The following is a 22,375-nucleotide window of genomic DNA, read 5'->3' as shown; positions in this document are numbered from 1 at the left end:
GCCCCCGTTATCCGGCGAGCAAGGCGAAGCGGGTATAGGAATTTTCACCAATACGTGCATACTGTGCGCTTTTTGATGGCCTGAGCGAGGGGTGTTTGCGCCTCTCAGACTCCAACAAAAGATAACTCTATGAGCTCAGATAATAAGCAGTCCCTTCCCGGATTAACGCTGGCCGCGATTGGTGTTGTTTACGGGGATATCGGCACCAGTCCGCTCTATACCCTGCGTGAATGTCTCTCCGGACAGTTTGGTTTCGGCGTTGAACGGGAAGCGGTGTTTGGCTTTCTGTCGCTGATTTTCTGGCTGCTGGTGCTGGTGGTCTCACTCAAATATATCAGTTATGTGATGCGCGCCGACAACGCCGGAGAGGGCGGTATTCTGACCCTGATGTCGCTGGCGGGCCGCCACACCGGTGCGCGCGCCACGGCGGTACTGGTGATCATGGGACTGATTGGCGGCAGCTTCTTCTATGGGGAGGTGGTGATCACTCCGGCCATTTCGGTGATGTCCGCGATTGAGGGCCTGGAGATTGCCGCGCCGTCACTGGATCCTTTTATTGTGCCGATGTCGATTGCGGTGCTGACGCTGCTGTTTGTGATTCAGAAACATGGCACCGGTATGGTGGGCAAACTGTTCGCGCCCGTGATGCTGATCTGGTTCCTGGTGCTGGCGGTCCTGGGGGCCTGCGGCATCATGAAAAACCCGGAAGTGCTGCACGCACTCAATCCCGCCTATGCCATTGAGTTCTTCCTGCACTACAAGTCGGTCTCGTTCTTCGCGCTGGGCGCCGTCGTGCTGGCGATTACCGGCGTGGAGGCACTCTATGCGGATATGGGCCACTTCGGCAAAGTGCCGATCCGGCTGGCCTGGTTCTCGGTGGTGCTGCCGTCGCTGGTGCTGAACTATTTTGGTCAGGGCGCGCTGCTGCTCAGCGATCCGAAAGCGATTAAAAACCCCTTCTTCCTGCTGGCCCCGGACTGGGCGCTGATCCCGATGCTGATTCTGGCGACGCTGGCCACCGTTATCGCCTCACAGGCGGTTATCTCTGGCGTCTTCTCGCTGACGCGTCAGGCGGTGCGACTGGGCTATCTGCCAGGGATGCGTATCATCCACACCTCTGAGCGCGAATCAGGTCAGATCTATATTCCGGCCATCAACTGGGTGCTCTATTTCGCCGTGCTGATTGTGATTATCAGCTTTGAGCATTCGAGTAACCTGGCGGCGGCCTACGGTATCGCCGTGACCGGCACCATGGTCCTGACCTCGATCCTCGTCTGCACCGTGGCCATTAAAAACTGGCACTGGCAAAAGCTGGCCGTCGGCCTCATCCTGGTGCTGCTGCTGTTTATCGACGTGCCGCTGTTTACCGCCAACCTGGTGAAAATCTTCTCCGGTGGCTGGCTGCCACTCTGCCTCGGTCTGGTGATGTTTATCATTATGACGACGTGGAAAAGCGAGCGTTTCCGCCTGCTGCGTCGCATGCATGAGCACGGTAACTCCCTGGAGGCGATGATCGCCTCGCTGGAGAAATCGCCGCCGGTTCGTGTGCCGGGCACCGCGGTCTATATGTCGCGTGCGCTGAATGTGATTCCGTTCGCCATGCTGCATAACCTCAAGCATAACAAGGTATTGCATGAGCGCGTGGTGCTGCTGACGCTGAGAACGGAAGATGCGCCCTACGTTCATAACGTGCGGCGTGTGACGATTGAGCAGCTCTCACCGACCTTCTGGCGGGTGGTTGCCAGTTACGGCTGGCGTGAAACGCCTAACGTTGAGGAAATTTTCCATCGCTGCGGACTGGAAGGGCTGAACTGCCGCATGATGGAGACGTCGTTCTTTATGTCGCACGAGTCGCTGATCATCGGCAAACGCCCCTGGTATCTGCGCCTGCGCGGCAAACTCTTCCTGGCGCTGCAGCGCAACGCACTGCGCGCACCCGACCAGTTCGAGATCCCGCCAAACCGGGTTATCGAGCTGGGCACCCAGGTCGAGATTTGATGGGTCGCGCCCGCCTTACGGGGTGGGCGCGGACCAGCGCAGCGTGACGCACAGGCCGCTGCCGGGACGCTGGCTGAAGCTCACCTGCATCCCGTGCAGCTGGGCAATATTACGCACAATCGAGAGTCCCAGCCCGCTGCCACTCTTCTCCTGACCGGGCGGTCGCCAGAAACGTTCACCAAGACGCTGGCGGTCGGCTTCACTCAATCCCTCGCCGTTATCCTCCACCGCCAGGCTGTTCGCCTGTAACCGCACATCAACTTCACTGCCTGCTGGCGTATAACGAATGGCGTTATCCAGCAGATTACGCACCAGCAGTGACAGCAGCAGCGCATGCCCCTGAATCTGCGGATCGGCGTCGGCATGCAGCCGCAGCGTCACGCCCGCTTTATCCGCCAGCGGCAGCTGGGCGGCCAACGTCTCCTGAACCGTGCGCTTCAGCGCCACCGGCCCGAAGGCACTGCGCGCATCGTCGGCTTCCACCCGCGAGAGTGTCAGCAGCTGATCCACCAGCCGCGTGGCGCGCAGGATCCCCGCATCCAGCTGCTGCAGCGCATGGGTGCGCATCACCTCATCATCCGCCGTCAGCTGAATGACCTCGCTTTGCACCTGCAGTGCAGCCAGCGGACTGCGCAGCTCGTGCGCCGCATCGGCGGTAAAGCGCCGTTCGCGCTGCATCATGGCACTGATGCGGCGGAAGAGGCCATTCAGCGCCACCATCAGCGGCTGGACCTCTTTCGGCACCCGCCCGGCCTGCAGCGGCGTATCATCATCGGGCGCGCGCTGCGCCAGCTGCTTCGCCAGCCTCTTCAGCGGGCGCAGTTCAGACCAGACCAGCCCCATCAGCAGCAGCAACATAAACGGCAGCGCGATCAACCAGGGCAGCACGCTCGCTTTCATTACGTCCTGCGTCATGTCATCCCGGTATTCCAGCTCCTGGCCGACCACCACACGAAACTGCTTGTCGGGAGTGGTGAGCCAGACAAACCGCCAGCGGTCATCATCATTCGTGAGCTGACCTTCATGGAATCCCTGAGATGCTGCGTCGAACGGCAGATAGCGACCATTATCTCCATCGTTCATCACCTGCCTGCCGTCATGCGTGAAGACGGCAAACGCCAGGGCGTCGTCATCCTGCTCGCCGCGATGGTGGCGCAGGATCGCTTTGGTTTTTGGCAGCGTGGTGTTCTCCAGCGTCGAAAAATCCAGTGTCAGCAGACGCTTTGCCAGCAGCATCTGCTGGGTATCGAAGAGTTCATCCAGGGTTTCACGCGTCTGATGCCAGGCACTGAGGCTGGCGCTGACCCAGCAGAGAGCGACCAGCAGCACAAAACCGATGCCAAGCCGCAGAAACAGGCTCATTGATCGCATTCGGCGGCTCCCAGGGTATAGCCGACGCCGTGCAGCGTGCGGATAAACTGACTGCCCAGTTTTTTACGCAGATGATGGATATGCACCTCCACCGCATTGCTGGAGACATCGGCATCCCAGCTGTAGAGCTTCTCCTCCAGCTGGCTGCGCGTCAGCACCCGGCCGGGGTTTCGCATAAACAGCTCCAGCAGCGCCAGCTCCCGGCTTTTCAGCGCAATGGTTTCCCCCTCGCGCATCACGCTGTGACCGCCGGGGATCAGCACCACATTGCCGTGACGAAGTTCAGGCTGAAGCTGGCCGTGCCGGCGGCGAATCAACGCCTGCAGGCGCGCGGCCACCTCGGTCAGGGCAAAAGGTTTACACAGATAGTCATCGGCGCCCTGCTGCAGCCCTTCGACCCGCTGGTCGAGTGCATCGCGCGCGGTCAGGATTAACACCGGAACATCTTTGCCCTGCTGCCGCCACTGTCGCAGAATATCGAGCCCGTCGCGTTCGGGCAGAGAGAGATCCAGAATCACCGCATCCCAGGGGGCCGCGTCCAGCGCGTTAAAGCCCGCCTCACCGGAGGTAAACCAGTCAACGCTGAAGCCCAGCCTGCTCAGCCCTGCCTTAATACCGTCACCAATTAAGCGATCGTCTTCAATCAGTAAAATACGCATGATGTCTCCCTGTTCCGATAGCGTTTTATACGAAGCCCCCTTCTGCTTGTACAGCTGATTCCGGCAAATATCGTCTATTTTTAATGCTTAAGAAGCTGTTAAGAACTCTGTGGTCAACTGGGCCTGTTCAACCCGGACCGACCACTAAAAAAGGGGTACACCATGAAAAAGCACGCTGCTATTCTGACCGTCGTTATGCTGGCTTCCGCGCCGGTTTTTGCTGCACAGCAGGGCGGATTTGTTGATCCCAGTGCGCCCGCCGCACAGACGAAGGCTGCCGCTGGCCAGGGCGGTTTTCGTGCCGACCAGACCAGTGTGGTGACGGTGAAGCAGGCGGAAGAGATGAAAGATGACAGCTGGATCACCGTGCGCGGCAAGCTGGAGAAACAGATCGGCGATGAAGATTATCTGTTCCGCGACCAGACCGGCACGATGAAAGTTGAAATCGACCACAAGCACTGGAACGGCCAGACCATCTCACCGAAAGACAATGTTGAGCTGACGGGTGAGCTGGATAAAGATTTCAACAGCATTGAGATGGACGTCAAACAGGTTAAGAAACTGCCTTAATCTTTTTTTCAGGCCCGCGCCTCTCCCGGCGCGGGACGCTTTCCTCCTCTGTCCATCTCCTCTCTGTCTGGTGCTGAACCCTTGCTGCCCGTTTTTTCCGGCGTTAAGTTTGCCAGCCGCCTGAGACTGCCTTCACGATCCTTTTTTCAGCCCCTCTCCAGCCCTAATTCAAATTCTCGCCCGCGTAAGCGAAACGTTTCGATAGCGATCACAGATTTCTTCTTTGCCGGTTGAGTTGATGGCGGCATTTCATACACTCCTGTCAGCGAAACGTTTCGCTGGGGAGTGAAAAGATGAAAAAAGGTCGCCTGTTAAACGCTGAACTCTCTCATGTGATTGCCCGCCTGGGACACACGGATACGCTGACGATTGCGGATGCTGGCCTGCCGATTCCGGCCGGTCCGCAGCGTATTGATCTGGCGCTCACGCCGGGTACGCCCGATTTTATGCAGGTGGTGAATGCGGTTGCCCTGGAGATGCAGGTAGAAAGCGCCCTGATGGCGGAGGAGATTCAGCAGCACAATCCCCCTCTTCACTGTGCGCTGATTGCCGCACTCGAAGCCCTGCAGCAGCAGCAGGGGAACGTCATCACCATCCGCTACCTCTCGCATGAACAGTTCAAACAACACACGCAGCGTAGCCAGGCGGTCATTCGCAGCGGGGAGTGCTCTCCGTTTGCCAATGTCATCCTCAGCGCCGGTGTGACCTTCTGAGGCCGCTATGCAACCTTTACTGCAACTCGACGGCATTGAAAAATCCTTTCCGGGGGTGAAAGCCCTTAAGGGTGCCTCGCTGAATGTCCGCGCAGGTCGCGTAATGGCGCTGGTCGGAGAGAACGGCGCAGGCAAGTCCACCATGATGAAAGTCCTGACCGGGATCTACCAGTATGATGCCGGTACGCTGCGCTGGCTCGGCAAAGAGACCCGCTTCAGTGGGCCGAAAGCGTCGCAGGAAGCGGGCATTGGCATCATCCATCAGGAACTGAACCTGATCCCGCAGTTAACCGTGGCGGAGAACATTTTTCTTGGTCGCGAATATGTCAGCCGGTTTGGCCGCATTCAGTGGCAACGCATGTATGCCGAAGCCGACGCGCTGCTCAAACGCCTCAATCTGCGCTTCAGCAGCCACAAGCTGGTGGGCGAGCTGTCGATTGGCGATCAGCAAATGGTCGAAATCGCCAAAGTGCTGAGCTTTGAATCGCAGGTGATCATCATGGATGAGCCGACCGACGCGCTGACCGACACCGAAACGCTGTCGCTGTTCCGGGTGATCAATGAGCTGAAAGCGCAGGGCTGCGGCATCGTCTACATCTCGCATCGCATGAAAGAGATCTTTGAGATCTGCGATGACGTCACGGTGTTCCGTGACGGGCAGTTTATTGCGGAGCGTCCGGTCAGCGCGCTGACCGAAGAGAGCCTGATCGAGATGATGGTCGGGCGCAAACTGGAAGATCAATATCCCCGTCTGGATCAGGCGCCCGGCGACGTGCGGCTGAAAGTGGAAAACGTCAGCGGACCGGGCGTGGATAAGGTCAGCTTCAGCCTGCGCAAAGGCGAAATTCTGGGTATCTCCGGCCTGATGGGCGCGGGCCGTACCGAACTGATGAAGGTGCTTTACGGCGCGCTGCCGCGTCACGAAGGCAAACTGTGGCTCAGCGGCCGCGAAGTGGTAACGCGTTCGCCACAGGATGGGCTGGCTAACGGCATCGTCTATATCTCCGAGGATCGTAAGCGCGACGGCCTGGTGCTGGGCATGTCGGTAAAAGAGAACATGTCGCTGACGGCGTTACGTTATTTCAGTCGCGGCAGCGGGTCACTGAAGCACGCGGCAGAGCAGCTGGCGGTCGGCGATTTTATCCGGCTGTTCAATGTGAAAACGCCCTCAATGGAGCAGCCGATTGGCCTGCTTTCCGGGGGTAACCAGCAGAAAGTGGCGATTGCCCGCGGACTGATGACCCGGCCCAACGTACTGATTCTGGACGAACCGACCCGCGGTGTGGATGTCGGCGCGAAGAAAGAGATCTATCAACTGATTAACCAGTTCAAGGCCGAAGGGCTGAGCATCATCCTCGTTTCCTCGGAAATGCCGGAAGTGCTGGGCATGAGCGACCGGATTCTGGTGATGCATGAAGGCCGTATCAGCGGCGAATTTACCCGGGAAGACGCCACTCAGGAACGTCTGATGGCCGCCGCCGTAGGCAAGCAACACAGCGAGGATTTAGTGGTATGACAACCCAAACGTTACCTGCCAGCCGCCGCTGGTTTAGCAAAAGCTGGTTACTGGAGCAGAAGTCGCTGATTGCGCTGATGGTGCTGATCGCCGTGGTCGCCAGTCAGAGTCCGAACTTCTTTACCGTCGCGAACCTGTTCAACATCCTGCAGCAGACCTCGGTGAATGCCATTATGGCGGTCGGGATGACGCTGGTGATCCTGACTTCAGGTATCGACCTCTCTGTGGGATCGCTGCTGGCACTGACCGGTGCGGTAGGCGCGTCGCTGGTGGGTATGGAGGTCAATGCCCTGGTGGCGGTGGCGGCCTCGCTGGCGCTGGGGGCGGCAATCGGTGCCCTGACCGGCACCATCGTGGCGCGCGGCAGGGTACAGGCGTTTATTGCCACGCTGGTCATGATGCTGCTGTTACGCGGCGTTACCATGGTCTATACCGACGGCAGCCCGATTAACACCGGATTCAGCGCCAATGCCGATCTGCTGGGCTGGTTTGGTATTGGTCGCCCGCTGGGTGTGCCTGCACCGGTCTGGCTGATGGCGCTGGTCTTTATCGCCGCCTGGTACATGCTGCAGCATACCCGCCTGGGCCGTTATATCTATGCGCTGGGCGGTAACGAAGCGGCTACCCGTCTCTCCGGCATCAATGTAAATCGCGTCAAAATCATCGTCTATTCACTGAGTGGCATGCTGGCGGCGCTGGCGGGCACGATTGAAGTGGCCCGTCTCTCTTCGGCACAGCCTACTGCGGGCACCGGCTATGAGCTGGATGCGATTGCCGCGGTGGTGCTGGGTGGCACCAGTCTGGCGGGCGGTAAAGGGCGTATTTTCGGCACGCTGATCGGTGCGCTGATCCTCGGCTTCCTGAACAACGGCCTGAACCTGATGGGCGTCTCTTCTTACTACCAGATGATCGTTAAAGCGGTAGTCATCCTGCTGGCGGTGCTGGTGGATAATAAAAGCAGTAAATAACTCTGACCTTACACAGGATAATAAGATGAAAAAGTTAACCGCACTGGCCATCATCCTTGGCGCAACCCTCAGTACCAGCGCCATGGCAAAAGAGACCATCGCCCTGGTGGTTTCGACCCTGAATAACCCCTTCTTCGTTTCGCTGAAAGAGGGTGCGCAGAAAGAAGCCGATAAGCTGGGCTACAACCTGGTGGTGCTGGATTCACAAAACAATCCGGCGAAAGAGCTGGCAAACGTGCAGGATCTGACGGTGCGCGGCACCAAACTGCTGCTGATCAACCCTACCGACTCGGATGCTGTAGGCAATGCCGTGAAGATGGCTAATCAGGCGAACATCCCGGTCATCACACTGGATCGCGTCGCGTCACAGGGCAAAGTTGTCAGCCATGTCGCCTCCGATAACCGGTTCGGCGGTAAAATGGCCGGTGACTTCATCGCCAAAAAAGTCGGTGAAAACGCGAAAATTATTGAGCTGCAGGGCATTGCCGGGACCTCCGCGGCCCGTGAACGTGGCGAAGGTTTCAAACAGGCGGCCGATGCGCATAAGTTCCAGATCCTCGCCAGCCAGCCCGCTGACTTTGACCGCACCAAAGGGCTGAACGTTATGCAGAACCTGCTGCAGGCCCACCCGGATGTGCAGGCCGTCTTCGCGCAGAACGATGAAATGGCACTGGGTGCTCTGCGCGCGCTGCAGACCGCCGGTAAAACCGGTGTGATCGTGGTCGGTTTTGACGGCACGGCGGATGGCGTGAAAGCGGTAGAAAGTGGCAAACTGTCCGCGACCGTGGCACAGATGCCGGACAAAATTGGCATGATCGGCGTGGATACCGCTGATAAAGTGCTGAAGGGTGAAAAAGTGCAGGCGATCAATCCGGTCGACCTGAAGCTGGTCACTCAATAACTCAAAGAAAAGCAGGGCACCGCGCCACCCTTCCGGTGGCGCACTTATTCCGGACTCCCCTAATGAGCAAAAACGCAAAACTGGCCGTTCTTGGCAGCATTAACGCTGACCACATCCTTAATCTGGCGCACTTTCCTCGTCCCGGTGAAACGGTGATCGGGCAGAATTATCAGATTGCGTTTGGCGGTAAAGGTGCGAATCAGGCGGTTGCCGCCGGTCGCGCAGGCGCCGATATCGCCTTTATCGCCTGTGTGGGCGCTGACGACATGGGTGAACGGATTCGTCAGCAGCTGGCGCAGGACAATATTGATACCACCCCGGTTGAAGTGGTTGCGGGTGAATCTACCGGCGTAGCGATGATTTTCGTTAACGGTGACGGCGAAAACAGTATCGGTATCTACGCCGGTGCCAACGCGGCGTTAACGCCTGCCTGCGTGGCGCGTCATCAGCCGGTCATCGCTGCAGCCGATGCGCTTCTTATGCAGCTGGAGTCACCGCTGGAGAGCGTACTGGCCGCGGCCACGTTTGCCCGACAGCATCAGACTCAGGTGATTCTCAATCCGGCCCCGGCCACCCCGCTCTCTGACGACCTGCTGGCGCTGGTCGACATTATTACGCCGAATGAGACCGAAGCGGAGAGCCTGACCGGCATCGCCGTCAACAGCGATGAAGATGCTGCCCGCGCCGCGGCAGTGTTACATGCAAAGGGCATCGGCACGGTGTTGATTACGCTGGGGCGCCGCGGCGTCTGGCTGAGCGAACAGGGTGAGGGCCAGCGCATTGCAGGCTTCAGCGTGAAGGCGATCGATACTATCGCGGCGGGCGATACCTTTAATGGTGCGTTTATTACCGCACGACTGGAGCAGAAGCCGATCGGTGAGGCCGTAAGATTTGCCCACGCCGCCGCCGCGATTGCCGTGACCCGCTCGGGTGCACAGCCCTCCGTGCCATGGCGCGCGGAGATCGATGAATTTTTGCAGCAGCAGGGCTAAGCGCTTGAGTACCATGAAAGATGTCGCTCGCCTGGCGGGCGTCTCTACCTCCACCGTCTCGCACGTCATCAACAACAATCGCTTTGTCAGTGAAGGCGTGCGGGAAAAAGTCGAGCAGGCGATACGTCATCTGAATTACGCCCCCTCGGCACTGGCGCGCAGTCTGAAGATCAACCAGACCCACACGATAGGCATGCTGCTGACCACCAGTAGTAACCCGTTCTATGCGGAGGTGGTGCGGGGCGTCGAAGAGAGCTGCTATCAGCGTGGCTACAGCCTGATCCTCTGTAACACCGCCGGGGATGAGGAGCGGATGAACCGCAGCCTTGAAACGCTGATGCAAAAGCGCGTCGATGGCTTACTGATTATGTGCACCGAAAGTCACCTCCCTTCCGCAGACATTCTGAATCGCTATCCCTCTATCCCGGCCGTCATGATGGACTGGGCGCCATTTGAAGGGCGTGGTGACATTATTCAGGATAACGCGCTGCTGGGAGGCGAACTGGCAACTCAGCATCTTATCGACAGCGGCTATACCCGCATCGCCTGTATCGCCGGCCCGCAGGATAAGACCCCGGCCCGCATGCGTCTGCAAGGGTATCGCAACGCCATGACAAAAAGCGGCCTTGAGATCCTGCCGGGCTACGTGGTGAGCGGTGACTTTGAATTTCAGGGCGGTTACAACGGGATGGTAGAGCTGCTGGCACTGGACACGCCACCGGATGCGGTGTTCACCAGCAACGACGCCATGGCGGTCGGCGTTTACCATGCGCTCTATCAGGCGGGACTGCAGGTTCCGCAGCAGATGGCGGTCATGGGCTATGACGATATCGAACTGGCGCGTTATCTTTCTCCGCCACTGAGTACCGTTCATCAGCCCAAAGATGCCCTGGGCGAACTGGCGATAGACACCTTAATCCATCGTCTCAGCGATCCCGACGCCAGCCAGCAGACGCTGGTGCTGACGCCGGAGCTCGTGGTGCGTGGGTCGGCTTAAGCCTTTTTCTTCCTGTCGCGATTGGTGATCAGGTTACGTCCATCCCCGTTTTTCAGCAGCATAAAGGTCAGCCCGGAGAAGACGGTTATCACGCCCATGGTCAGAAACGTGGCGTGAAACTGTGAAATGGTGCTGGTTTCAAACTCCTGATAGAAGCGCAGTACCGCGGCGCTGACGGCCACACCAAAACTGATCGCTAACTGCTGCGTCACGGCCAGCACGCTGTTGCCGCCGCTGGCGTTGTCATCATCCAGATCGGCCAGCGTGATCGTGTTCATGGCAGTGAACTGTGTCGACATGGCCATGCCGAGAATAAACAGCGGCAGTAACAGCACAATAATGCTCTCAGCAGGCGACTGCAGGGAGAAGCTGGCGATCAGAATGCCAATGATGGCGGTAATGCCGACCAGCAGGCGGCGGTATCCCAGCCAGCGCAGCAGCTGGGTCACCGTGGATTTCGCCAGGATAGAGCCAATCGCGGTGGGAGCCATCATGCAGCCTGCGATAATCGCTGAATAGCCAAAACCGACCTGTAACATCAGTGGCATTAAAAAGGGCACACAGCCCGTGCCGAGACGTGACGCGATGTTGCCACCGATGCCGACTGAGAAGGTGCGGGTTTTAAACATCGGCAGGCTGATCAGCGGTGAAGGGTGACGTCGGGCATGCACTATATAGAGAAGCAACAGCACAATCCCGCCCAGTAATATCCCGCCCGCCAGCCAGGCTGAGACAATCCGCTCGCCAAACAGCTCAATACCGATTGAGATCATCACCAGTCCGGCCCCGAATAACAGGAAGCCTGCAAAGTCGAAGCGGCGCTTGGGCGTGGTGAAGTCCGGCATATATTTGCGTGCAAAGACAATGCCGAGAATGCCTATCGGGATGTTGATCAGGAAAATCCAGTGCCAGGTGGCGTAGGTGACCAGAACGCCGCCCAGCATCGGTCCCAGTATCGGACCCACTAATCCCGGCATAGTGACAAAGTTGAGCACCGGCAGCAGCTCACTGCGCGGATAGGCCCGCAACAGCGCCAGTCGGGCAACCGGCATCATCATGGCGCCGCCAACGCCCTGCACGATGCGTGACATAACCAGCACCGACAGCGTAGGCGAAAGCGCACAGGCCAGTGAGCCAAGGGTAAACAGTGACACGGCAACGATAAACACCTTACGCGTGCCGAAACGATCGGCAAGCCAGCCGCTGACCGGAATCAACATAGCAACAGTCAGGGTGTAGCTGATAACGGCGGATTGCATGGCCAGGGGAGAACGATCGAGGCTGGAGGCGATGGCGGGCAGTGCAGTATTCAGTATGGTGGCGTCGAGTGACTGCATGAAAAAGGCCATGGCAGCTATCCATGGCAAACCGGCCATGCTGCGCGCGGATCTTATCATTGAGTGTCCTTCTGGGGTTATCCTGCGACAAGAAGCAAAATAATAGCACCCGCAATCCGCCACGGCAGGTCTCTTTACAACGTTTAATGGCGGTTTTTGTGCGTTATTCAGGCATGAAACGTCTGTTTTTAACCCGTTCGTTTAAAAAAGATGCGCTCAGCAAATTAATTCAAAGAAACACTTGTCAGCCCGCGGAAACATATAAGTGAAGAAGCCCCGCACCGATGTGCGGGGCTTTTTTACGTCTGCCGATCGTAAAAAATCGCAGTGTAATACCATCCTCAGCGGCTTTTCAGCCACTCAGCAATGAAATCTGCAACGCTGCCCGGACAATTTATATCCAGAATCGGTACGTTCAGCGCTAATTTCTGGTCGGTGGCAACCGCTATTGTCCGCGCATCGAGCAGCTCTTCGATCCCACCCTTAACCCCCTCGCGCCATAAAACAATCTTTGGAACAGGTTCATCTTTGAAGCCTTCGACCAGCACCACCTCAAGTAAAGCGTGATCCATGCGGCTGACCAGATAAGACAGATCAATCGACGGCTGATCCGGCGTTTCACACATCAACGCCCAGCGTTCTGATCTGGCGACCATGACCTGACTGGCCCCCGCCTTTCTGAGCAGATAGCTATCTTTACCTGGGGTATCCACATCCATCTGATGATGGGTATGCTTGATCAACCCCGCGCGAATGCCTTTGCCACTGAGGAGCGGAATCACCTGCTGCAACAGCGTGGTTTTACCGGTTCCACTCCAGCCCACAATGGCAAGTAAGGGTAGTGACATATCAGGTTCTCTCTTTCAGATCGTCTGGCGTATTGATGTTGCGGAAGGCGGATTCATCATCATCCAGCACTACCGCATGACCACCATGATCGCGCAGGAACTGCATGAGGCGCCGCTCTCCGGCCTGCAGATAGTCAAAAAGGGCTTTTGCCATGTCACGGTGAATCAGGGCGAGTGTAGGGTGATCGCGCGTCTGCGAGCGAACCCATACTGCGGGTGCTTCTCTGCGTTGATGAATCAGTTTTTCCACAAAGTTAAGAGGAATCGCGGGGGTATCGCAGGAGCAAAAAACCGCCCATTCCCCTTCTATGGCGATCAAGGCACTGTAGATGCCAGCCAGCGGGCCCGGATAATCGTCAAAAACATCCTCTATAACGCGACACCCGCTTAGCTGATAGCGATCAATATTACGATTCGCATTAATCATGACAATGTCGACTTGTGGCCTGAGCCGCTCAAGAACATGCTGGTAAAGCGGTCTGCCGTCCAGCTGCACCAGCCCTTTATCCAGACCACCCATACGGCGGCCCTGACCACCCGCCAGAATGATGCCGGTTAATACTGTCATGACAGTGCCCTCGCTGATTACGTACCTGGAGAAAACGAAATGAAATGCCATCGCCTGAATGAATTGCTGGAATTGCTGCAACCCGCCTGGCAAAAAGAGCCTGACCTTAATCTGGTCACATTTTTGCAGAAACTGGCTCAGGAATCTGGTTTCCGTGGCCCGTTAAGTGAATTAACGGACGATATATTAATTTACCATCTCAAAATGCGTGACTCAGACAGCGATGATGCCATTCCGGGGCTGAAAAAAGATTATGAAGTCGATTTTAAAACGGCACTCCTCCGCGCGCGGGGTGTCATTAAACCGGACGAGTAGTGTTATCCTTGGCAGCTACATGCAAGGGCAACCACAGGTAACAGAATGAGCGACGCTGCTTTCAACTTCCAGACACTGAACCCCGACGTGCTGCTTGATGCGCTCTGGGGTACAGGAATCCGCGTCGAATCGGGACTGACAGCCCTGAACAGTTATGAGAACAGGGTCTATCAGTTCAGCGATGATGAAAAACGTCGCTATGTCGCCAAATTCTATCGTCCACAGCGCTGGCGTGCCGAACAGATTGCGGAAGAGCATCAGTATGCTCTCGATCTGCTGGCTGACGAGGTCCCTGTTGCTGCACCGCTGCGGCTTCAGGGCGAAACGTTGCACAGCCATGCGGGATTTTTCTTTGCGCTCTTTCCCAGTCTGGGCGGGCGGCAATATGAGACCGACAACGAAGATCAGATGGAGTGGGTAGGTCGTTTTCTGGGGCGTCTTCATCAGACCGGTCGCAAAGCGCTGTTCAGTCACCGGCCAGTCATGGGACTGGATGAGTATCTGCACGAACCGCGTCAGGTGCTGGAGCAGGCTCAGCTGGTTCCTGATTCACTGAAAGCCATGCTGCTACAGGCGGTTGATAAGCTGGGAGAGGCGCTGCAGCAGCACTGGCATACCGGATGGCAGCCGCTACGATTACATGGTGACTGCCATCCGGGAAATATTCTGTGGCGCGATGGACCGCTGTTTGTCGATCTCGATGACGCCCGTAATGGCCCGGCGGTGCAGGATCTCTGGATGCTGATCAGCGGCGATCGACAGGAACAGCGTATTCAGTGGGATATCCTGCTGGAGGCTTACGGTGAATTCAGCGATTTTGATATTAATGAATTGTCACTGATTGAACCTTTACGCGCGATGCGCATGGTTTATTATCTGGCCTGGGTCGTCAGACGCTGGCAGGATCCCGCTTTTCCGCGTGCGTTTCCCTGGATGACAGATGAAGATTTCTGGCGCAGGCAAATTTCGCTATTCACCGAGCAGGAGAAGCTGTTGCAGGAACCTCCTCTGCAGCTGACACCGCAATATTAATGACGTAGTCAGGAGAGTGTTTCACGATGAAAAAGATTTGGTTTGCACTGATGGGTTTAGTGCTGGCATTCAGCGCGTCTGCTGCCCAGTTCACTGAAGGTAAACAATATGTCAGTCTGCAGAAACCCGTGGCCGGCGAACCTCAGGTGATGGAGTTCTTCTCGTTTTTCTGCCCGCACTGCTACCAGTTTGAACGCATTTATCACGTTAATGACGCGGTTAAAAAGAACCTGCCTGCTGACACCAAACTGGTGAAATATCACGTCGATTTCCTCGGCGGTGATCTCGGGCCGGTCGTGACTCAGGCCTGGGCGGTAGCGATGGCGCTGGGTGTGGAAGACAAGGTTACGGCACCGATCTTCGACGGCATTCAGAAAACGCAGACCATTACCGATCCTGCCAGTCTGAAAGAGGCCTTTATTCAGGCGGCCGGGATCTCCTCTTCTGATTACGATGCGGCCTGGAACAGCTTCGCAGTTAAAGCCTTAGTTGCCCAGCAGCAGAAAGCGGCGGCTGATGTCGATCTGCGTGGTGTGCCTGCGATGTTCGTTAATGGCAAATACATGGTGAACAATGGCGGGCTGGATACCAGCTCTATGGATAATTTCGTTGCAGACTATGCCAACGTCGTTAAATTCCTGGTAAGCCAGAAGTAATCAGCCTTCTGCACCCGTGAAACGCCAGCGCCTGCTGGCGTTTTTTTTATGCTTCTTAATTGCGCGACGGTTTTGTCCATCTCCAGGGCATAAATTTAATATCCACACAAGGGATCACGCTATTGAAAATGGCGATCACGTCACGGTAATTGATAAAGTATATGAAAAATAAGCATTTTATTTGCTCATAAATTGCCTGATCGCCTGAGGGATCGCGCGTTATCATTTTTACGCACAAAGTTATCCACAACCCGATCGTTGCGATCCTGCCTCCGGAAATGTGAAAAAACGTCCACGCGGCACGCCTTAGTTCACCATTTCTGCCAGGTTGTGGCATCCTTATAGTCCAACTCACAGCAACGAAGACTACACAGACTTATGGCGCAAATTGCAGAAAATCCCCTGATTCTGGTTGATGGCTCATCCTATCTTTATCGCGCGTATCACGCGTTTCCGCCGCTGACCAACAGTGCAGGTGAACCGACTGGCGCCATGTACGGCGTGCTCAACATGCTGAAAAGCCTGCTGGCACAGTATAATCCGAGTCACGTTGCTGTGGTGTTCGATGCCAAAGGCAAAACCTTCAGAGACGAACTGTTCGAGCATTACAAATCTCACCGCCCCCCAATGCCTGACGATCTGCGCGCGCAGATTGAGCCGCTGCATGAGATGGTACGGGCGATGGGGCTGCCGTTGCTGGCGGTGAGCGGTGTGGAAGCGGACGATGTGATCGGTACGCTGGCGCTGGAGGCTGAAAAGAAGGGCCGTTCAGTGCTGATCAGCACGGGCGATAAAGATATGGCGCAGCTGGTTTCGCCAGGGATTACGCTGATTAACACCATGACCAATACCATTCTCGGGCCGGAAGAGGTCGAGCAGAAATATGGTGTCCCTCCCGCGCTGATTATCGACTTCCTTGCCATGATGGGCGACAGCTCAGATAACATTCCCGGCGTACCGGGCGTGGGTGAAAAAACCGCACAGGCGCTGCTGCAGGGGCTGGGCAGCATGCAGACGATCTATGACAACCTGGATAAAGTGGCCGATCTCTCGTTTCGCGGTGCCAAAACGATGGCGACCAAACTTGAGCAGAATCGTGAGGTGGCCTTCCTCTCGTATCAGCTGGCGACCATCAAAACCGACGTTGAGCTGGCACAGCCCTGTGAAGAGCTGACGGTGACCGATCCCGATATTGAGGCACTGCAGTCTCTGTTCAGCCGTTATGAGTTCAAACGCTGGCTGAGCGATCTGCAGGACGGTAAATGGCTGCAGGGGAAAAAGAGCAATACGCAGGTGCAAAAAGCCCTGTCCGATGAGCCGGCACCCGTGGTGGAAACCAGCAGCGTATTGCCCACCGATAATTACGTGACCATTCTGGATCAGGCTCTCTTTGATAGCTGGCTGGAGAAGCTGAAAAAGAGCGACGTCTTTGCCTTTGATCTGGAGACCGACGCGCTTGATACCCTGAGTGCAAATATTGTCGGCATCAGCTTCGCGGTGGCGCCCGGTGAAGCGGCTTATCTGCCGGTTGCCCATGACTATCTTGATGCGCCTGAGCAGCTGGGTCGCGCCGCCGTTCTGGCGCAGCTCAAGCCCCTGCTGGAAGATGCCAGTGCCTGGAAAGTGGGCCAGAACCTGAAATACGATCGCGGCGTCCTCAGGAACTACGATATTGAACTGGCCGGTATCCGGTTCGACACCATGCTGGAGTCATACATCCTCAATAGCGTGGTGGGCAAACACGATATGGATAGCCTGGCTGCTCGCTGGCTTAAACATAAAACGGTCACTTTCCAGGAGATTGCCGGTAAAGGTAAAAATCAGCTGACGTTCAATCAGATCGCGTTAGAGCAGGCAGCCCACTATGCTGCCGAAGATGCCGATGTCACGCTGCAGCTGCATCTGAAGATGTGGCCTGAGCTGGAAAAAGAAGCGGGCCCGAGAAACGTCTTTGAGCAGATTGAGATGCCATTGCTGACGGTCATCTCCCGGATAGAGCGCAATGGCGTATTGATCGACCAGGCTATTCTGGCGCAACACTCGAAAGAGCTGACTGCCCGACTGGCTGAGCTGGAGTCGAAAGCGCATGAGCTGGCAGGCGAGCCCTTCAATCTCTCCTCCACGAAACAACTTCAGGTGATTCTGTTTGAAAAACAGGGCATCAAACCCACAAAGAAAACACCGGGTGGGGCACCGTCAACCAGCGAAGAGGTGCTAGCCGAACTGGCGCTCGATTATCCGCTGCCTAAAGTGATCCTGGAGCATCGCGGCCTGTCGAAACTGAAATCGACCTATACGGATAAGCTGCCGCAGATGATCAATCCGCTGACCGGACGGGTGCATACCTCCTATCATCAGGCCGTTACCGCCACCGGGCGCTTGTCCTCTGCCGATCCTAATCTGCAGAACATCCCGGTGCGTAATGATGAGGGACGCCGAATCCGTCAGGCCTTTATTGCCGATAAAGGTTATCGCATCGTCGCAGCCGACTACTCCCAGATTGAACTGCGTATCATGGCGCATCTCTCTCAGGATAAAGGCTTACTGGACGCCTTTGCCCAGGGTGAGGATATTCACCGTGCCACGGCATCGGAAGTGTTTGGTGTCGCGCTGGATAAGGTGAGTGGAGAACAGCGTCGCAGCGCCAAAGCGATTAACTTTGGTCTGATTTATGGCATGAGTGCCTTTGGCCTGTCACGTCAGCTCAACATCGGTGCAGGTGAAGCGAAAAAGTATATGGACCTCTACTTTGAACGCTATCCGGGCGTACTGCGCTATATGGAGAACACCCGGCAGCTGGCGGCGAATAAAGGCTATGTTGAAACGCTGGAAGGGCGCCGGCTCTGGCTGCCGGATATTAAATCCAGCAATGCGATTCGCCGCAAAGCTGCAGAGCGTGCCGCCATCAATGCGCCAATGCAGGGAACGGCAGCAGACATCATCAAACGCGCGATGATTGCCGTGGATGAGTGGCTTCAGCAGCAGAATGACAGCGCAGTAAGAATGATCATGCAGGTTCACGATGAACTGGTGTTCGAAGTGAAATCGGAGGCGGTGGAAGCGGCCAGCCAGAAAATCCGTGCGTTAATGGAAGGCAGTGTGAAGCTCGACGTACCGTTGCTGGTTGAAGTCGGCGTCGGTGACAACTGGGACGAAGCACACTGATTACCGCCTCCGGGCCGGTTCTGTCGCACAAAACTGGCCTTGATTCAGGCATAAGTAATTCGTTTAGTTGAGCGGTCAGCTGTAACCGGGCGACACCGGGAGCGAAAGCTCGTTTCTAACTGCTTATCGGCTAAACATTTTTTTCGTCATTAAACTACATCACAACGCTATTTTTGTGACGGGTATGGTAAAAAAAGTCCTGTTTTGATGTAAGTAAGCAACAAAAAAGCCTTTGTCAGGCACAAAAAATCAGGTAAAGTTCGTCGCGTAGGGTACAGAGGTAAGATGTTCTATCTTTCAGACCTTTTACTTCACGTAATCGGATTTGGCTGAATTTAGCCGCCCCAGTCATTCTGTGACTGGGGCGTTTTTTATTGGGATTTTTGTTACCGCAGTGTCAGCGGATCAGCGATGCTGCTCACGCGTCCCCGTGCTGATCCTCAGTCGCCTCATCAGGCATCGCATACCAGCTGTCCAGTTTCTGACGAACCTTATCCACGCCGATTTTCTTCAGCGATGAGAAGAGCTCTACCTGGATATCGCCGCCGAAGCTAAGCGCCGCCTCACGCACGACGTTGAGCTGGGCTTTGCGGGCACCGGAAGCGAGTTTATCGGCTTTGGTGAGCAGCAGCAGAACCGGAATTGCGCTTTCCACCGACCACTGAATCATCTGGCGGTCGAGATCTTTCAGCGGATGACGAATGTCCATCAATACGACCAGCCCCTTCAGCGCCTGACGCTTTTGCAGGTACTCGCCTAACGCACGCTGCCACTTCAGCTTCATCTCTTCCGGCACTTCGGCATAACCGTAGCCTGGCAGGTCGACCAGACGCTTCCCTTCTTTAACTTCAAACAGGTTGATCAGCTGGGTACGTCCCGGTGTTTTACTGGTGCGCGCCAGCCCTTTCTGATTGGTTAACGTGTTCAGCGCACTCGATTTTCCCGCGTTCGAGCGGCCAGCAAAAGCCACCTCAATTCCGGTATCGGCAGGCAGATGACGGATATCCGGCGCGCTCATGACAAAGTGGGTAACGTGATAATTCAATTCAGACAAGGTAACACTCCAGAAAACGCATTAGGGCAATGGCGGCGATTATACGCGTTATGGCGCGAAAGTGCTCAATCGCGTCGTGATAACAGTCCATGTAAGAGATTGACCATTCGCGCTGCGGGTTATGTCGATTTTTACGCGGATTTCTGAAAATAAAATCATCGATATTTCAATTATTTAATAAGTTTTGCTCTTTTTTTAAGCCAACTATCGATGGCGCTGACTTGAGGCTTTTACCAGTTGGTCTACATTATTGTGCAGTGAATGGCAGCACACATCAGGATGATGCGCTCAGGGATGTCAGGATGGCAATGAGCGATGGAATGGAACAGGTCAGGGACATGGCCAGACAGGGACAGGGAATAGCTCAGGAGTTGAGCAGGCGCGGGATTGACCGGGATGTTACGAGCCGAAAAGGATTTAAAACATGATTCCTTCTTGTGAAGGTATGAAATAAGGCGACAGCTTGAGCTGTCGCCTTTTTTCTTTGTCGGGTTTCTGCTAGATTTCGCCGCAATTCTATACTGAATAAAAAAGCCAGGACCGAATACTATGAAGCAACCTGCACGAGCTGCCCACGGCAAACCTGCCGTCAAAGCCAAACGCAAATCGCGTGACGAAATTAACCTTGAAGCGCGCGATCGTAAACGCGATAAAAAGCATCGCGGACATGCATCTGGCAGCCGTGCTAATCCGGCGGCGTCGGACAGCAATGGCGCACGCCAGTCAGCCCCCGCAAAAGATCCGCGCATCGGGAGTAAGAAGCCGGTGGCCCTGATCGCCGATGGCAAAACCACCGCCGTCAGGCCACAGAAAAGTGCAGATAAACCGGCAGCCCCGAAGAAAGTGCGCCTGACGCCGGAAGAAGAGCTGGCGAAGCTGGAAAACGATGAACGTCTGGATGCGCTGCTGGATCGCCTGGAAAATGGCGAAACGCTGTCGGCAGAAGATCAGGGCTGGCTGGATGCCTCGCTGGATCGCATCGACGAACTGATGGAGCAGTTAGGCATCGTGATGGACGATGGCGAAGATGAACAGGCAGAAGAGGATATGTACCGTCTGCTGAAGGGCAACTAAGCAAATTTGATCGGCATGCGAGTTCCGCATGCCGTGCTTCTCAGGTAAACGACAATGTTTTGGCCTGGATCAATTTTCGCGCTGCTGGCGACATGTTATCTGCTGTGGTTATTGTTTAAACTACGACGCCTGTCGCGTCTGAAGCAACGTTTACGTCGGGTCTCATCCCGCTCACCTTTCATCCCTTCTTCTTCGCGACCTTCTCTCAGACGACGTCACCGGAAGGAGTGAGCATGCCATCGCTGCAGATTGCCTGGGATCAGGCGTTAATTGAAAAGTACAATTACGCCGGGCCACGTTACACCTCCTATCCCACTGCGCTGGAGTTCAGCGAAGACTATACGGAAACCGATTTTCAGCATGCTGTGGCACGCTATCCCGGGCGTCCGCTGTCGCTTTACGTTCATATCCCTTTCTGCCACCGTCTCTGCTACTTCTGCGGCTGTAATAAGCAGGTGACGCGTCAGCGCCACAAAGCAGACCGCTATCTGGATGTGCTGGAGCAGGAGATTATTCAGCGCGCGCCGCTGTTCCGCCAGCGCCGGGTGACACAGCTTCACTGGGGCGGCGGCACACCGACCTTTCTCGACAGGCAGCAGGTTTCGCGGCTGGTGGGCCTGCTGAAGCAACACTTCAATGTGACCGATGATGCCGAAATGTCGATCGAGGTCGATCCGCGGGAAATGGCGCCGGATATGATCGATCATCTCCGATCGCTGGGCTTTAATCGTCTCAGTATGGGCGTGCAGGACTTCAACAAAGCGGTGCAGGCGCGGGTTAACCGGGTGCAGGATGAGGAGGTGATCTTCAGTCTGATGGCCCGCGCTCGTGAACAGGGCTTCCGCTCAACCAGCATCGATCTGATCTACGGTTTACCTCTGCAGACGCCCGACAGCTTCGCCTGGACGCTGGAGCGGGTCGTGGCGCTGAATCCGGACCGTCTCAGCGTCTTCAACTATGCGCATCTGCCGGCGCTGTTTGCGGCACAGCGCAAAATCAAAGAGGATGAACTCCCCTCGGCCCGGCAGAAACTGGATATTTTGCAGCAGACCATCGCGACCCTGACGCAGCAGGGCTATCACTATATCGGCATGGATCACTTTGCGAAGCCGCAGGATGAGCTGGCTGTCGCGCAGCGCGACGGGAAGCTGCATCGCAATTTTCAGGGTTACACGACGCAGGGTGACAGCGACTTGCTGGGGCTGGGTGTCTCCGCCATCAGCATGGTGGGTGACAGCTATGCGCAGAACCAGAAAGACCTTAACAGCTGGTACAGCAGTGTGGAACAGCAGGGGAATGGCCTGTGGCGTGGCGTCGCCTTAACACGCGATGACTGTCTGCGGCGGGATGTGATTAAAACACTGATTTGCCACTTTTCGCTCGATTTTGCCGCAACAGAGGCGCAGTGGGGAATTTGCTTTCATGACTACTTTGCTGAAGATCTGGCGCTGCTGAAACCCTTAATTGCCGACGGGCTGGTGGAGCAGACGACGACGGGGCTGGAAGTGACGGGGATTGGCCGGTTGCTGGTCCGCAATATCTGCATGTGCTTTGATCGCTATCTGCGGCAGAAAGCCCGTCAGCAGCAATTTTCGCGTGTGATCTAAAGAAACGGGCTGGCAGACCTCGCCAGCCCGAACT

The 22,375-nt window shown here is 56.1% G+C and carries 20 protein-coding genes; 14 read left to right on the top strand and 6 right to left on the bottom strand.

Features of this window, described 5'->3' with window-relative positions:
• Positions 1-129: 129 nt before the first annotated feature.
• Complete coding sequence (gene kup / locus S7A_RS04090; RefSeq protein WP_009088184.1) at positions 130-1,998, top strand: low affinity potassium transporter Kup; 1,869 nt, start codon at positions 130-132, stop codon at positions 1,996-1,998.
• A gap of 15 nt (positions 1,999-2,013) precedes the next feature.
• Here kup and qseC read toward each other — a convergent pair whose 3' ends face one another.
• Together qseC and qseB are read right to left on the bottom strand one after the other, a co-directional pair.
• Complete coding sequence (gene qseC / locus S7A_RS04085) at positions 2,014-3,369, bottom strand: quorum sensing histidine kinase QseC (protein WP_140029589.1); 1,356 nt, start codon at positions 3,367-3,369, stop codon at positions 2,014-2,016.
• Complete coding sequence (qseB, locus tag S7A_RS04080) at positions 3,357-4,028, bottom strand: quorum sensing response regulator transcription factor QseB (RefSeq protein ID WP_009088182.1); 672 nt, start codon at positions 4,026-4,028, stop codon at positions 3,357-3,359. The genes qseC and qseB overlap by 13 nt, the downstream gene beginning before the upstream one ends.
• A 162-nt stretch (positions 4,029-4,190) precedes the next feature.
• Between qseB and S7A_RS04075 the strand changes: the two genes are divergently transcribed.
• From S7A_RS04075 to rbsR, 7 genes are all read left to right on the top strand, one after another.
• Entirely contained in the window at positions 4,191-4,598 is a 408-nt protein-coding gene (locus S7A_RS04075; protein ID WP_009088181.1) for a YgiW/YdeI family stress tolerance OB fold protein, read from the top strand.
• A gap of 293 nt (positions 4,599-4,891) precedes the next feature.
• On the top strand, positions 4,892-5,311 hold the full coding sequence (gene rbsD, locus S7A_RS04070; RefSeq protein WP_009088180.1) for a D-ribose pyranase: 420 nt from the start codon (positions 4,892-4,894) through the stop codon (positions 5,309-5,311).
• 7 nt (positions 5,312-5,318) lie between these two features.
• A complete protein-coding gene (rbsA, locus tag S7A_RS04065) occupies positions 5,319-6,827 on the top strand; it encodes a ribose ABC transporter ATP-binding protein RbsA (RefSeq protein WP_009088179.1) in 1,509 nt (502 codons plus the stop codon).
• Positions 6,824-7,795: a ribose ABC transporter permease gene (gene rbsC, locus S7A_RS04060; protein ID WP_009088178.1), complete on the top strand. Its 972-nt coding sequence runs from the start codon at positions 6,824-6,826 to the stop codon at positions 7,793-7,795. The genes rbsA and rbsC overlap by 4 nt, the downstream gene beginning before the upstream one ends.
• Before the next feature lie 25 nt (positions 7,796-7,820).
• Complete coding sequence (rbsB, locus tag S7A_RS04055) at positions 7,821-8,696, top strand: ribose ABC transporter substrate-binding protein RbsB (protein ID WP_009088177.1); 876 nt, start codon at positions 7,821-7,823, stop codon at positions 8,694-8,696.
• Between the two features lie 62 nt (positions 8,697-8,758).
• Positions 8,759-9,688: a ribokinase gene (gene rbsK, locus S7A_RS04050; RefSeq protein WP_009088176.1), complete on the top strand. Its 930-nt coding sequence runs from the start codon at positions 8,759-8,761 to the stop codon at positions 9,686-9,688.
• A 4-nt stretch (positions 9,689-9,692) separates the two neighbouring features.
• Positions 9,693-10,685, top strand: coding sequence for a ribose operon transcriptional repressor RbsR (gene rbsR / locus S7A_RS04045; protein WP_009088175.1), 993 nt, complete (start codon positions 9,693-9,695; stop codon positions 10,683-10,685).
• Here rbsR and mdtD read toward each other — a convergent pair.
• The 3 genes from mdtD to mobA all read right to left on the bottom strand — a co-directional run bounded on the left by mdtD (position 10,682) and on the right by mobA (position 13,438).
• Entirely contained in the window at positions 10,682-12,082 is a 1,401-nt protein-coding gene (mdtD, locus tag S7A_RS04040; RefSeq protein ID WP_009088174.1) for a multidrug transporter subunit MdtD, read from the bottom strand. The two genes, rbsR and mdtD, sit on opposite strands and share 4 nt — an antisense overlap.
• A gap of 281 nt (positions 12,083-12,363) precedes the next feature.
• Positions 12,364-12,870 carry a molybdopterin-guanine dinucleotide biosynthesis protein MobB gene (gene mobB / locus S7A_RS04035; RefSeq protein WP_009088173.1) on the bottom strand — a complete coding sequence of 169 codons (507 nt, stop codon included), beginning with the start codon at positions 12,868-12,870 and terminating at the stop codon, positions 12,364-12,366.
• A 1-nt stretch (position 12,871) separates the two neighbouring features.
• Positions 12,872-13,438, bottom strand: a complete 567-nt coding sequence (mobA, locus tag S7A_RS04030; RefSeq protein ID WP_009088172.1) for a molybdenum cofactor guanylyltransferase MobA — start codon at positions 13,436-13,438, stop codon at positions 12,872-12,874.
• Between the two features lie 39 nt (positions 13,439-13,477).
• Here mobA and S7A_RS04025 point away from each other — a divergent pair, with 39 nt between their 5' ends.
• From S7A_RS04025 to polA, 4 genes are all read left to right on the top strand, one after another.
• A complete protein-coding gene (locus tag S7A_RS04025) occupies positions 13,478-13,753 on the top strand; it encodes a YihD family protein (protein WP_009088171.1) in 276 nt (91 codons plus the stop codon).
• Positions 13,754-13,798: 45 nt separating this feature from the next.
• The gene (locus S7A_RS04020) at positions 13,799-14,785 is read left to right on the top strand and encodes a serine/threonine protein kinase (protein WP_009088169.1); all 987 of its coding nucleotides are present in this window, start codon (positions 13,799-13,801) and stop codon (positions 14,783-14,785) included.
• Between the two features lie 26 nt (positions 14,786-14,811).
• On the top strand, positions 14,812-15,441 hold the full coding sequence (dsbA, locus tag S7A_RS04015) for a thiol:disulfide interchange protein DsbA (RefSeq protein ID WP_009088168.1): 630 nt from the start codon (positions 14,812-14,814) through the stop codon (positions 15,439-15,441).
• A gap of 378 nt (positions 15,442-15,819) precedes the next feature.
• Complete coding sequence (polA, locus tag S7A_RS04010; protein WP_009088166.1) at positions 15,820-18,606, top strand: DNA polymerase I; 2,787 nt, start codon at positions 15,820-15,822, stop codon at positions 18,604-18,606.
• A 418-nt stretch (positions 18,607-19,024) separates the two neighbouring features.
• On the opposite strand, the gene yihA is transcribed toward polA, so the two are convergent.
• Positions 19,025-19,660, bottom strand: coding sequence for a ribosome biogenesis GTP-binding protein YihA/YsxC (yihA, locus tag S7A_RS04005; protein WP_009088163.1), 636 nt, complete (start codon positions 19,658-19,660; stop codon positions 19,025-19,027).
• Between the two features lie 549 nt (positions 19,661-20,209).
• On the opposite strand from yihA, the gene yihI reads away from it, so the two are divergent.
• Positions 20,210-20,734 (top strand): Der GTPase-activating protein YihI, encoded by a 525-nt coding sequence (yihI, locus tag S7A_RS04000; protein ID WP_009088161.1) that lies wholly within the window; start codon positions 20,210-20,212, stop codon positions 20,732-20,734.
• A 233-nt stretch (positions 20,735-20,967) separates the two neighbouring features.
• Positions 20,968-22,341, top strand: a complete 1,374-nt coding sequence (gene hemN, locus S7A_RS03995) for an oxygen-independent coproporphyrinogen III oxidase (protein ID WP_009088158.1) — start codon at positions 20,968-20,970, stop codon at positions 22,339-22,341.
• Positions 22,342-22,375: the final 34 nt, after the last annotated feature.

The organism is Pantoea sp. Sc1 (assembly GCF_000255315.1).
In the GTDB taxonomy this organism is placed as follows: domain Bacteria; phylum Pseudomonadota; class Gammaproteobacteria; order Enterobacterales; family Enterobacteriaceae; genus Pantoea; species Pantoea anthophila.
Note: the sequence above shows the minus strand (reverse complement) of the source record. Positions and strands in the feature narration are given on the sequence as shown.